Source organism: Arthrobacter sp., from assembly GCF_031179385.1.
Classification (GTDB): Bacteria; Actinomycetota; Actinomycetes; order Actinomycetales; family Micrococcaceae; genus Arthrobacter_D.
Genome location: NZ_JAPSHV010000040.1, coordinates 1 through 12,707, shown reverse-complemented (window position 1 = coordinate 12,707; position 12,707 = coordinate 1). Strand labels below are relative to the sequence as shown.

Genomic DNA, 12,707 nt, shown 5'->3' with positions numbered 1-12,707 from the left:
CCGCAGCAGTGCGCGGGCCAGGGCCAGGCGCCGAAGCTCGCCCGGGCTCAGTTCACCGGTGGACTTGTCCAGCAAGTGCAGAGCGCCGACGGCCGCGAGGGCCTCCCGGAGTACATCGTCGTCGGCCTCGGAATGCGCGTAGAAAGCGAGTTCACCGCGAACGGTGTCCATCAACGGTTCCGGATGCTGCGGCACCCAGGCCAGCGGGCCCTGGATTGACCGGACGACGCCGTCGGGCTGGAGTCCGGGTTGGGGCATGCCGGCGAGCAGGCCCATCAGGGTCGATTTGCCCGAACCGCTCGGGCCCCGCAGGGCGGTGATGCTTCCGGGCTCGAGGGTGACGGTGAGGTTGCGCATGATGGGCGCCTCGGCGCCCTCGAAGCGCAGCGTGAGGTTTTCGGTTCCGGCGGGGGCGCCGTCGTGCCTGGGGCTTTCCCGGTGTGACCTCCGTGGAGCGTCGATGATGCCCCGCACGGCGCGCCCTGCTTCCAGCCCGTCGTCACTGGCGTGGTGCGCGGCGCCCACGTCCCGCAGAGGCAGGTAACACTCCGGCGCAAGGATGAGGGCCAACAGCCCTACCTCGAGTCCCACATCGCCGTGGATGAGGCGCACTCCGACGAAGACGGCAACCACCGCCACCGAGATGGTGCTGATCAGCTCAAGGGCAAGCGAGGACAGGAAAGCCACACGAAGGGTTTCCATGGTGCGTTTCGAGTAGCCGGCCCCGATGTCCTGCAGTGCCCGCGTCTGGGCGCTGGCACGGCCGAGCCCGACGAGTGCGGGGAGGCCACGGGCCAACTCGAGCAGGTGGTCCGAGAGCCTGTCCAGGGACGCTCTTGCCTCGGCGGTCCGGTCCTGTGTGTGCCAGCCGATGAGCACCATGAACACCGGAACCAGCGGAATGGTCACCACGATGATGACGGCGCTCACCCAGTCAGCGAACAGGATGCGCGCACCCACCAGTAGGGGCACGACGGCGCAGGTCATCAGAGCCGGCAGGTACTGGGTGTGGTACTTGTCGAGGCCGTCGAGGCCGCGTGTGAGGAGCACGCTGAGAGCTCCGGTGCCCTGCTTACCGTCCGGGGAACCGCCGTCGGCGAGCACGCGCTTCAACGCTTCGTGGCGCAACTGCTCCTTGACGCCATGGGCCAGGCGTTGCGCGATCCCTTGTTGCGCCCACGCTGCCGCGGCGCGGAGCACTGCACCGGCAAGACCGAGCCACAGCAGGTCCTCAGGAGGCACGGTCCCACCCGCGAGAGCCGCGATACCCCGGGCAACAGCCTCTGCCACCAGGATGAGGCCCGCCGCCCGGACCGCTGCGATGACACCCAGCAGGTAGACGGGCCGGACCGGAACAGAGGTGCCCGCAGGCCCCCGGGCCAGCAGCCGCTCAATCACAGCGGAACCACGGAGTGTGCGTCTGGAATGCTCTGCTCGGTGACACGCTTCCGGAAGACCCAGTAGGTCCATCCCTGGTAGGCGAGGACGAGCGGAACGCCGAAGGCAGCGACGATGCTCATCAAACCGAGCGTGTACGGCGAACTGGACGCATTCTCGACCGTGAGGTTGAACGCATCATCGAGCGTTGACGGCAGCACCACGGGGTAGACAGAGCCGAAGATGCACGCAAGCGACGCGGCCAGTGCTGCACCCAGCCAGCTGAAGCCCCAGCCGTCGCGCCCGGCCCGCTGGGCGAACCATGATGCGGCCGCGGCGCCCACGGCGGCAAGAAGGAGGAGACCTGTCCAGGCCGTTCCGTCGGCGATGTACACCCGGGCGGCCCACACCAGCAACGGTACGACGGCGACCGGCAGCGTCCGCAGCAGCAGCCCGCGTGCCCGCTCACGGATCGGCCCGTCGGTTTTCAGCACGAGAAACGCCAGCGCGTGCACGAGACAGAACAGCACGACGGCGGCCGCGCCGAGGAGCGCGTCGAACGTCAGCCACACGAACGGCCCGCCCACCCGGTCACCGTTCTCGTTCAGGGGTAGACCGGTGGTGGTCAGGGCGAGGGCCGCCCCGATCCCGGCCGCCGACGTGAAGGAGCCGAGGAAGATTGCGAGGTCCCAGCGCTGCCGCCACTGGTCGTTGTTCATCTTGCCCCGGTACTCAAATGCCACCGCCCGGAAGATAAGGCCGAGCAGCACAAGGACGAAGGGGACGTAGAGGGTGGAGAGCAGCGAGGCGTACCAGAGCGGGAAGGCGGCAAGGGTGGCGCCGATCGCGGTGACCAACCAGACCTCGTTGCCGTCCCAGACGGGACCGACGGTGTTGAGGAGAAGCCTGCGTTCCCTGTCCGTCCGCGCGAAAAGCTTCATCAGCATGCCGACGCCGAGGTCGAACCCCTCGAGGAAGAGGTAGCCGGTCCACAGCACGGCGACCAGGGTGAACCAGATGGTGGGGAGCAGCTCGCTCATGCTTGAAGGTCCTTTCCGCTGGACAGCGTGGGGTTCGGCAGGTCAGTAGGCAAAGGCGAGTACATCGTCGTTGTCCTTCCCGCCCGGAGAGTTCGCGTCGTCGTGCTTGTGGGCCAGTTCCGGCATGGCCGAAGCGACGCCGCCGCGCACGTAGGTGAAGAGCAGCCTGACCTCGACAACCAGCAGGACGGCGTACACCAGAGTGAGCGCGACCAGGGAGAACACGAGTTCTGCCAGTGAGACGCCGGGCGAGACGGCGGCGGCCGTGAACATGAAGACGCCGTCAATTCCGCTCGGATCCGGGTTGGGTGCCACCACGAACGGCTGGCGGCCCATTTCGGTGAAGATCCATCCCGCGGAGTTTGCACCGAACGGGGCGAGGATCCCGAACACCGCAAGGCGCATGAGCCAACGGGATTCAGGGACGGTCCCCTTCCGCAGAATCCACAGCGCAACCAGGGCTGCGAAAGCCGCCATCACGCCGAAGCCGATCATGATGCGGAAGCCCCAGTAGGTGACCTCCATGACGGGAAGGTAGTCAATGTCCATTCCGGCGCGCTCGCCGTACATGGGGTCGTTCGGCAGGGTCTTTCCGTACTGCTCCTCGTATTCGGGCAGGAGCGTATTGACGCCCTTGACCTCCGTGGTGAAGTCACCGTTGGCAAGGAAGGACAGCAGGCCCGGCACTTCGAAGACCGCCACGATATCGTCACAGTTCTGCGAGCCCAGGTTTCCGACCGAGAGAACGGAGAAGCCTGTCCCGTCGTGGCACGCAGCCTCGGCCGCCGCCATCTTCATGGGCTGCTGCTCGAACATCAGCTTCGCCTGCAGGTCGCCTGAGGCGGCAGTGCCGGCGAAGGAAATAAGTGCAACGACGGCGCCGATCCGCGCAGAGCGCAGCCACACGCTGTGGTCGATCGAGCCGCGTGAGCCGGACGGGTCCGAGCCGACGATGACTGAACCGGCGTCGTCGACCGTGTCCAGCCCATCGTGGCGCCGCTTCCAGAGGTGGTACCAGGCGATGCCGAGAAGGAACCCGCCGGCCACGGCAAGTGCGCCGAAGACAGTGTGGGTGAAGGCGACCACCGCGGTGTTGTTGGTGAAGACGGCCCAGGCGTCCACCATGCGTGCGCGACCGTCGACGAGCTCCACGCCGACGGGGTGCTGCATCCAGGAGTTGGCAACGATGATGAAGTAGGCGGACAGGACGGAAGCCAGCACAGCGGCCCAGAGGGAACCCAGGTGAAGGATCTTCGGAAGACGCTGCCAGCCGAAGATCCAGAGGCCGAGGAAGGTGGACTCGACGAAGAACGCCAGCAGCGCCTCCATAGCCAAAGGGGCACCGAACACGTCACCGACGAAGCGGCTGTACTCGCTCCACGCGAGGCCGAACTGGAACTCCTGCACCAGGCCTGTCGCCACGCCCATGATGAAGTTGATGAGAAAAAGCTTCCCCCAGAACTTCGTCATCCGCAGGTAGTGCTCCTTGCCCGTGCGGTACCAGAGCGTCTGCATGACGGCGACGACCAGGCCGAGGCCGATCGTCAGCGGCACCATCAGGAAGTGGTAGACGGTGGTGATTCCGAATTGCCACCGGGCGATTTCAAGTGCTTCCACAGGTCCTCAATTCCTCAAGCACAGGCGATGCGAGCAAGTTCTACACAACGTAGAAAAGCTTCTTCTACGTATCGTAGAACAACTTTCGGCATCACTTCTACATTGCGTAGAACCTTGGCGAAAAAAGTTGTAGATTAAGAGGAGTTGGAACTGGCATCGCAGTCGCGAGCATCCGTCCGCAACCGAACCGGATCGACAAAGGAAACACGAATGGCCACGCTCGGTGAACTCGAACGCACAGTGATGGACCTGCTGTGGGGCACCCAGGAGGCCATGACCGCGAATACACTTCGTGACGCATTGGCGCTTGCCCCGGAAGGCACCGCAGAGGGCAAGGACCTCGCAGTAACCACTGTGCTGACCGTACTGTCCCGCCTGGAGAAGAAGGGCCTGGTGGAGCGGGAGCGGGATACCCGCCCGCACCGCTACCGTGCCGTCACCAGCCGGGAAGACCACACCGCCGAACTCATGCATGAGGTTCTGGTGACTGCTCCCGACCGGGAGGCTGTGCTCGCACGCTTCATCGGCAGCGTTTCCGAGAGCGAGGCCCGCACCCTGAGGCGGCTCCTGGGCAGCAACTAGCCCATGTTCTGGGCCTCGCACTTCCTGGCCACGCTTGCCGTGGTTTTGGCGTGGCCTGCTCCCATCGCCCTGTCCCGGGCACAGTGGCCCTCGCGCTCTCCCTTCACGGCGATGATCCTGTGGCAGGCAATAGCGCTCGCAGGCGGACTCTCCATGATCGGGGCGATGCTGGTGTGGGGGCTTGAACCCCTCGGCGATAACCTGCTTGAAGCGCTTCGCGGGCTTTGGGACGTGCTCGTGAACAACCGGCCTGCTGACACTCTCGGACTGATGCACGTGTTCGCGCTCAGCGCAGCAAGTCTGCTGACCGCCCATCTGGTCTTTACACTCCTCATCACGTACGCGCGGATCACACGCCAACGACGCCGGCACCGCAACCTGTTGAACCTGCTCAGCTCCCCCTCGCACACGAACCCGTCAACGGTCGTCATCAAGCACCCGACCCCTGTTGCCTACTGCCTGCCGGGCGGTGCGCGTTCCGTAACGGTTCTCTCGGACGGCCTGATGGGACTGCTCTCCGAGGACGAGCTGCAAGCCGTACTGGTGCATGAGCGCGCGCATCTGAGCCAGCGCCACCACCTGCTGCTGTGGGCGTTCGCGGCGTGGCGTTCAGCGCTCCCCTGGCTCCCTACCTCGCGCCTTGCCCAACGGGCCGTCAACGAACTCATCGAGATGCTCGCCGATGACGAAGCAGTCAAGCAGGTGGACCAGGAAACGCTGGTGGGTGCCATCGCCGTCGTCGCCACCGGCTCGCACGGGCCCACGATCGGAGGGTCGAAGCAGACGCTGCCTCAGGGCGCACTCGAGCCGGATCCGGAGCAGGATGATGAGGCGTCGCTGTCCACGGTTCACCGGCTGCGCCGCCTGCTGGAACCCAAGCGGCCGCTCTCCCCGCTCCAGTCCTTCTCTGCGCTGGCGACGTCGGCGCTCCTCCTCATGGTGCCGACGGTGCTGCTGGTCGCGCCGGGACTCTTCGTCTGAGCTACCGCTGCAGGCTTCTGCCGGAGCGGATCGTGCAGCCTGGACCAGCCTCGACGTTCAGCGTCGAAGTTTAGGCGTCGAAGTTCAGGCGTCGATACGCTCGCGGTCCAGGGAGGCAGCACCTGCGACGATGAAGTCCTTGCGCGGCGCAACGTCGCTGCCCATCAGCAGATCGAACACACGCTCTGCTGCCTCAGCTTCCTGAATCCGGACCCGCCGCAAAGTACGATGACGCGGATCCATGGTGGTCTCGGCGAGCTGCCCGGCATCCATCTCCCCCAGCCCCTTGTAGCGCTGGATCGGTTCCTTGTAGCGCTTGCCCTCACGCTCAAGGGCGGCCAGCAGCCGGTGCAGTTCCTGGTCGGAGTAGGTGTAGACGGTCTCGTTCGCCTTGCTGCCGGGATTGAGAATCTCAACCCGATGCAGGGGCGGAACGGCCGCGAAAACACGCCCGGCGTCCACCAGCGGCCGCATATAGCGGAAGAACAGCGTCAGTAGAAGGGTGCGGATATGCGCACCGTCGACGTCGGCGTCCGTCATCAGAATGACTTTGCCGTAGCGTGCCGCCTCCAGCTGGAAGCTACGGCCGGAGCCCGCTCCGACCACCTGGATGAGCGCGGCACATTCGGCGTTCGAGAGCATGTCGCCGACCGATGCCTTCTGAACGTTCAGGATTTTCCCGCGGATAGGCAGGAGTGCCTGATAGTCGGAGGAACGCGCGAGCTTGGCAGTGCCCAGCGCGCTGTCGCCCTCAACGATGAAAAGCTCGGAACGCTCGGCGTCGTCGATGCGGCAGTCAGCGAGCTTCGTAGGCATGGAGGAGGTCTCCAGCGCGTTCTTGCGGCGCTGTGTTTCCTTGTGCACGCGCGCGGAGACGCGTGACTTCATCTCGGCGACGACCTTCTCCAGCAGCAACGCGGACTGCGCCTTGTCGGCACGGGCCGACGACGTGAGCTTGGCGAGGATCTGGGTTTCGACGACCTTCGCGACGATGGCACGGACGGCGGACGTTCCGAGGATCTCCTTCGTCTGGCCTTCGAACTGGGGCTCGGCCAGCCGTACCGTCAGGACGGCGGTAAGTCCGGCGAAGACGTCGTCCTTCTCCAGCTTGTCGTTGCCCGCCTTGAGCTTGCGCGCGTTGGTCTCGACGACCTTCCGGAAGGTCTTCAGGAGGGCCTGCTCGAAGCCCGCCTGATGCGTTCCACCCTTCGGGGTGGCGATGATGTTGACGTAACTCTTGACCGTCGTGTCGTATCCGATCCCCCAGCGCAGTGCGATATCCACCTCGCAGTCACGCTCCACTTCGGCGATGCGGCTGTGTCCCTGATCATCGAGAACCGGCACCGATTCCTTGAAGCGGCCCGATCCGTGAAGCCGCCACACATCGGTCACCGCGTGATCGATGGCGAGGAACTCAACGAACTCGGAGATACCGCCGTCGTGGTGAAAGACTTCTTCGACCACGCCGTCGGTGCCCGGCAGGCTCCGTTCGTCCCGCAGCGTGATCCGCAGACCCGGGACGAGGAACGAAGTCTGCCGTGCCCGTGCCTGCAGTTCCTCGTAGGAGAACTTTGCATCAGGCGTGAAGATCTGACGATCCGCCCAGTAACGGATCCTGGTTCCGGTAACTCCGCGCTTCGCGGTTCCGACCACCTCAAGCCGGGAACTGTCCACGAAGGGGGCGAACTTGGACGTCGGCAAGGGCTTGCGCTCGTCGGCGAAGCGCCCCGGCTCTCCCCTGCGGAAGGACATCTGGTAGGTCTTCCCACCGCGATCGACCTGTACGTCCAGACGCGCGGAGAGTGCATTGACCACGCTGGCGCCGACGCCATGCAGGCCGCCTGACGCGGTGTAGGACCCGCCGCCGAACTTGCCGCCGGCGTGGAGTTTCGTGAAGACCACCTCAACACCGCTGAGTCCCGTCTTCGGTTCAGCGTCGACGGGAATGCCGCGACCGTCGTCGTGCACTTCCACCGAACCGTCAGCGTGAAGGATGACCGTGATGCTCTGCCCGTGACCAGCCAGTGCCTCGTCGACAGAGTTGTCGATGATTTCCCACAGGCAATGCATGAGCCCACGCGAGTCTGTGGAACCGATGTACATGCCCGGGCGTTTGCGGACCGCCTCGAGTCCCTCAAGTACGGAAAGATGGCGGGCTGTGTATTCAGAGCTGGGGGCCACTTCCTGGGAAACTCCTTGGCATTGCGGTCAATCTCGGGGTGTTTCTGCGGCCGGGGGCGGCGCGCCTTCCCTAGCATATTCGCTTGTGCGCGGTGAGGACCGCAGGCGTGCCGGGCCCAACGGAAGCTCTCCAACCGCTCGCGCGAGCGTACGCGCTGAGCGAAAGCGGACCCAGCTTGCGAAGAAACGGCTCCGAATAGTGGTTATATGAACTACAGGAACCACTAAGGAGGCATCCATGACAACAGCTACAGCAACCCGCGAGCTGACCGCACTGCATCGTTGTGACCGGTGCGGAGCCCAGGCCTACGTGCGCGCAGTCCTTCAGTCCTCCGGTGGTGAGCTTCTTTTCTGCGGGCACCACGCGCGTGCTGTTGAGAGCACCCTCCGGCCGCAGACATCCGAATGGCAGGATGAGACTGCCCGGTTGACCGAAAAGGCCCCGAGCACGGTAGAGGCGTAAAGCGCTTCGGCTATCGGCCGATGGGCATCCCGAAGGACGCCTGACTGGAAAGCATTACAGACACGAAGAACCCCCTCCTCGGAGGGGGTTCTTCGTGTCTGTAACGATTGCTGGTGTCGCCCAGCGAGCAGTCCTAGTCCAGGTAGTCCCGGAGAACCTGGGACCGCGAGGGGTGGCGGAGCTTCGACATGGTCTTCGATTCGATCTGGCGGATCCGCTCACGGGTGACCCCGTAAACCTTGCCGATCTCGTCGAGGGTCTTGGGCTGGCCGTCCGTGAGCCCGAAGCGCATGGCTACAACACCGGCCTCACGCTCCGAGAGAGTGTCCAGAACGGAGTGGAGCTGTTCCTGCAGCAGGGTGAAGCTTACGGCGTCCGCAGGAACAACAGCTTCGGAATCCTCGATCAGGTCACCGAACTCGGAGTCGCCGTCTTCGCCCAGCGGGGTGTGCAGTGAGATGGGCTCTCGACCGTACTTTTGGACCTCCACGACCTTCTCAGGGGTCATGTCCAACTCCAGGGCCAGTTCCTCCGGAGTCGGTTCCCGCCCAAGGTCCTGAAGCATCTGGCGCTGCACGCGAGCAAGCTTGTTGATGACCTCCACCATGTGCACCGGAATGCGGATGGTGCGGGCCTGGTCTGCCATGGCACGGGTGATCGCCTGGCGGATCCACCAAGTCGCGTAGGTGGAGAACTTGAAGCCCTTGGTGTAGTCGAACTTCTCAACGGCGCGAATGAGGCCGAGGTTGCCTTCCTGGATCAGGTCCAGGAAGAGCATGCCGCGACCGGTGTAGCGCTTGGCAAGCGAGACGACAAGCCGGAGGTTTGCTTCCAGCAGGTGGTTCTTCGCGCGCTTTCCGTCGTGGATGACCCACTCGAGTTCGCGGCGCAGCTTCGGATCGATGTTCTCGTTGGCCGCCAACTTTTCTTCAGCGAAGAGCCCGGCCTCAATTCGCAGTGCAAGATCAACTTCCTGTTCTGCGTTGAGCAGAGCGACCTTGCCGATCTGCTTCAGGTAGTCCTTGACCGGGTCGGCAGTGGCTCCAGCGGAGACCACCTGCTGGGCCGGCGCGTCGTCGTCGTCAGCGTCCGAGTAGACGAAACCGCTGCCGGTAGGTGCTTCAGCAACCTCGGGTTCGGCGGTTTCAGTATCAGCGGTGCTCACATCCGCGGCGCTGGGCTCGATGTCCTGCTCCGGCAAATCCTCTTCGGGCGTGGCGTCAGCAGCCTTCGTGTTCACACTGCCCTCGTTGGCCGCGCGCTTGGCACCGCGCGCGGCACCTGCCTTCGACGCTGGTTTAGCAGCGGAAGCTTTGCGCTTGGTCGCAGTTGTACCGGGTTCTGATAACACCGGTGCTGTTGTCTTCTTGGCCGACACAGAGAACCTTTCATACGGCGGTTTGCGGCGCCGCCAAAGGGGGCAACACCACTATGACCCTGTCAAGTCCGTGTTTGATTTCAGACCTGTCAGCGGAATCTGTCGGTGAATACAACAGCTCCGCCGGTAGCACTATTCCGTGGGGATGATCAGTGGTGCGAACACCTACGTCCCGGGACTGCAGCGCTTAAATCTGAAACACGAACCCAACCGGGTCTAGGTTCCATTGTCGCACGCTTTGCGGACGCCACGTAATTCCTCTGCGCAACGAGCCTATTCAGGCGGCCCTCCAAGAATCGGAAGTCCAGGCGGTTTCCCGTCGCCGCGCCCAGGGAGCCAGGGATCCGGTCCCGACCAGGGCCAGAAGCAGTTCAGCCAACGTGTATCCCGGTGTCTCGTCGAGCGCCGCCTGCAGGTAGTGATGGGCTCGGGATCCCCTCCCGCGAGTCCACTCCAACCAGCCGAGAATGCTGAGCAGCGCCGATCTCGGCTTCCCCTGTGCCACCGCTGTGAGCCGAACGAACACCCGGTGGGCGGCATCCAGACGATTCCAGTCGGGGGTGCTCATCGTGGCCAGGAAAACGTCCCGGAAGAGCGCGCTTGGTCTTTCGTCACTGTGGCTTTGCGCGCTTGCTCCGCCTGCTGCTTCCTCTGCCGCAATGGCGCTCTTCAGATCATCGCATTCCTGGGGAAGTTGCACCTCTTCCGGATATGCCGGAAGAACAGAGCCATCGACAGCGGCGGCATAGGCAGCCGTTGCATCCGTCGCTGCCAGCACGATGAGGCTGTCCCGCACTGCGGCGCTCGTAAGACCGGCAAGGAGGAAGGCCCTCACCTCAGGTTCGTCGCCGGCGCTGCCGGCAGTGCCCCTGATCAACCCATCCCAGAGGGTCAGGCAATCACGGGCCAGGCTTGAGCTATCCCATTTGCCTGCCCACTTCTCGATGTAGGAGAAGGTCAGCCGATGCACTTCCTCATTGTCCACAGCATCGACGGTGCGCACCGCCGACTCCAGCGACTCGGCGTACGTGCTTCCCTGAAACACGAGCTCGGCGTTCAGCACGCTTTCGGTGATTGCGGTCAGGCGATGCCCGGGCCAGGGACAGCACGACTGCTCCTCGCAGAAGTAATCCCGCCAGTGACTGGAACTGACCAGCCATCCGTCCAGCAGGCTGAGCCCGGCAGCGTCAAGGACAAGATCCAGGCAGTGGACCAGCGGGGCGAAAGGCGGCTCAGCGGGCTCCATCCACGCCCTATCCGTGTAGATGACCATCAGCACACCGTCGGCGGCTGAATCGGACTGCAGATACTCGCAGACGGAATCGGCGTAATCGAGCGGATCTGTCTCCTCGCAGGGAAGATCCAGCCGCAGCGTGGCGCCGACGCGCTTGCCTGTCATGGTGAGGAACACCAGGCTCTCGCGGGGCTGGAAGCCCAAGATGTGCGGGACGTAACTGAGGATGTCCGCAGGAGTGCTGACTTTGATCGGTGCCTCGGAGTGGGATGCGCTTGATGTCATAGTTACGACTTTGATCCCGGCTGGAGGAGCAGGTCCGCTCTTCGATCTCTATGTGGGCAAGTTGCCCAAACTCCGTCGGTGTGGAGGAACAGTCGTCAGCTGCGGGCGTCGCGCCGTCGTCGAATCTCCCTCGCAATTGCCTGCCTGAGCGGCGGTACAACGATCGACTGGCGGGCAAGCTGCGCCCGCACGCGTCGGCGGACAATCAGGATCGCGGTGGTCCCGACTGCGAGCATTACGAACTGCACGGCGAAAGCGATCCTGAACGAGTCCAGGGCATAGAGATCGCCATTCGAAAAGCCGCTGGCCAGCAGCAGATCGAGAATGATCCCCACAGCGAACATGGTGAGGAGGGCAGCGGTGAAGCCTCCGATATTGACAATCCCGGTCGCTGTCCCAAGCCGGGACGCCGGGTTGAAGGTCCGCGCAAAGTCGAAGCCGATCATGGACCCGGGACCGCCCACCGCCAGTGTCACGACAAGGAACACCAGCAACCAAACCGGTGCGCGGCCCGGATAGGTCAGGACCACCAGCCATGCCAGGGCGGTGGCAGCGGTGATTGCAAGAACCATGGTCGACCGGCGCAGCGGATGCCGTGCGACATACACGCCCAGAAGAGGGCCACAGATCATGCCCACCACCACGAATAGCGTCATCAGCACCGAGGCGGTCGGGGCAGCAAGCTCCTGTGCACTCACCAGATAGGGGTAACCCCAGGTGAGCACGAAAACGGTACCCGAGAACTGCGTCGTGAAGTGGCACCAGAGGCCGAGCCTGGTTCCCGGCTGCTTCCAAGCCTCGGCGAGGGACACACCCGTCTGACGCAGCGTTACAGAGGAGCGTTTCTGACTTCCATCCGGGTGGTCGCGGATCACCGCCAGCGCAAGTACTGCTGCCAAAATCCCCAATCCTGCCGCCGAGAGGAAAGCCGCACTCCACCCAGCGAACTGCAGGACGGCGAGAAAGGGCACCACACTCAGGACCTGCCCCAGCTGGCCCAGAATCCCGGTGAGTTGCGTCAGCAGCGGGATGCGCTTCGTCTCGAACCAGGCAGGCAGCAGTCTCAGGACAGCGATGAAGGTCATGGCGTCACCCCCACCCACCAAAAGACGCCCGAAGATGCCGGCGGAGACGGACTCAGCAAATGCCAGTTGGCTCTGGCCGAGCGCCATCAGGAGGGCACCGGAGAAGATCAGGATGCGCGGACCGAAACGGTCCACCAGAACCCCGACCGGAATCTGCAATCCGGCGTAAACCACAAGCTGGGCCACCGTGAAGACAGCCAGTGCGGAGGCCGTTGCGTCGAAACGCTCGGTGGCCGCAATCCCTGCCACGCCGAAAGACGTGCGCTGGGTGACTGCTATCAGGTACGCCAGGACACCGGCGCACCAAACCAGCCAGGCCCGCCGGTTCATCCCATGTCCCGGATCAGTCCCCAGAAGGACCGCCTTCGCGGTCGACGGGGACACCGTCGGCTTCGGCATCCGGGTCGGCAGCCTGCTCCCCTGATCCGGCATTTGCATTCTCCCTGGCGGCATCCAACGTTTCAGCCAGCTCATCCGCTGCCCG

At 64.1% G+C, this 12,707-nt stretch carries 10 protein-coding genes; 3 read left to right on the top strand and 7 right to left on the bottom strand.

Annotated features, from left to right (window positions below):
- From RIF85_RS07835 to RIF85_RS07825, 3 genes are all read right to left on the bottom strand, one after another.
- Positions 1-1,398 (bottom strand): ABC transporter transmembrane domain-containing protein (locus RIF85_RS07835; RefSeq protein WP_309071350.1); only part of this gene is annotated, 1,398 nt, incomplete at its 3' end.
- Positions 1,395-2,417 carry a cytochrome d ubiquinol oxidase subunit II gene (gene cydB, locus RIF85_RS07830; RefSeq protein WP_309071349.1) on the bottom strand — a complete coding sequence of 341 codons (1,023 nt, stop codon included), beginning with the start codon at positions 2,415-2,417 and terminating at the stop codon, positions 1,395-1,397. The genes RIF85_RS07835 and cydB, both read right to left, overlap by 4 nt.
- A gap of 42 nt (positions 2,418-2,459) precedes the next feature.
- A complete protein-coding gene (locus RIF85_RS07825; RefSeq protein ID WP_309071348.1) occupies positions 2,460-4,034 on the bottom strand; it encodes a cytochrome ubiquinol oxidase subunit I in 1,575 nt (524 codons plus the stop codon).
- Positions 4,035-4,244: 210 nt separating this feature from the next.
- Between RIF85_RS07825 and RIF85_RS07820 the strand changes: the two genes are divergently transcribed.
- Both RIF85_RS07820 and RIF85_RS07815 read left to right on the top strand, forming a co-directional pair.
- Positions 4,245-4,616: a BlaI/MecI/CopY family transcriptional regulator gene (locus RIF85_RS07820; RefSeq protein WP_309071347.1), complete on the top strand. Its 372-nt coding sequence runs from the start codon at positions 4,245-4,247 to the stop codon at positions 4,614-4,616.
- A 3-nt stretch (positions 4,617-4,619) separates the two neighbouring features.
- Positions 4,620-5,597, top strand: a complete 978-nt coding sequence (locus tag RIF85_RS07815; RefSeq protein ID WP_309071346.1) for a M56 family metallopeptidase — start codon at positions 4,620-4,622, stop codon at positions 5,595-5,597.
- 84 nt (positions 5,598-5,681) lie between these two features.
- On the opposite strand, the gene RIF85_RS07810 is transcribed toward RIF85_RS07815, so the two are convergent.
- Positions 5,682-7,778, bottom strand: a complete 2,097-nt coding sequence (locus RIF85_RS07810; protein WP_309071345.1) for a DNA topoisomerase IV subunit B — start codon at positions 7,776-7,778, stop codon at positions 5,682-5,684.
- A 238-nt stretch (positions 7,779-8,016) separates the two neighbouring features.
- Between RIF85_RS07810 and RIF85_RS07805 the strand changes: the two genes are divergently transcribed.
- Positions 8,017-8,241 carry a hypothetical protein gene (locus RIF85_RS07805; RefSeq protein WP_309071344.1) on the top strand — a complete coding sequence of 75 codons (225 nt, stop codon included), beginning with the start codon at positions 8,017-8,019 and terminating at the stop codon, positions 8,239-8,241.
- Positions 8,242-8,374: 133 nt separating this feature from the next.
- Here RIF85_RS07805 and RIF85_RS07800 read toward each other — a convergent pair whose 3' ends face one another.
- From RIF85_RS07800 to RIF85_RS07790, 3 genes are all read right to left on the bottom strand, one after another.
- The gene (locus tag RIF85_RS07800) at positions 8,375-9,619 is read right to left on the bottom strand and encodes an RNA polymerase sigma factor (RefSeq protein ID WP_309071343.1); all 1,245 of its coding nucleotides are present in this window, start codon (positions 9,617-9,619) and stop codon (positions 8,375-8,377) included.
- A gap of 277 nt (positions 9,620-9,896) precedes the next feature.
- Positions 9,897-11,138, bottom strand: a complete 1,242-nt coding sequence (locus tag RIF85_RS07795; RefSeq protein ID WP_309071342.1) for a DUF4192 domain-containing protein — start codon at positions 11,136-11,138, stop codon at positions 9,897-9,899.
- 95 nt (positions 11,139-11,233) lie between these two features.
- Positions 11,234-12,553, bottom strand: coding sequence for an MFS transporter (locus RIF85_RS07790; protein WP_309071341.1), 1,320 nt, complete (start codon positions 12,551-12,553; stop codon positions 11,234-11,236).
- Between the last annotated feature and the right edge of the window lie 154 nt (positions 12,554-12,707).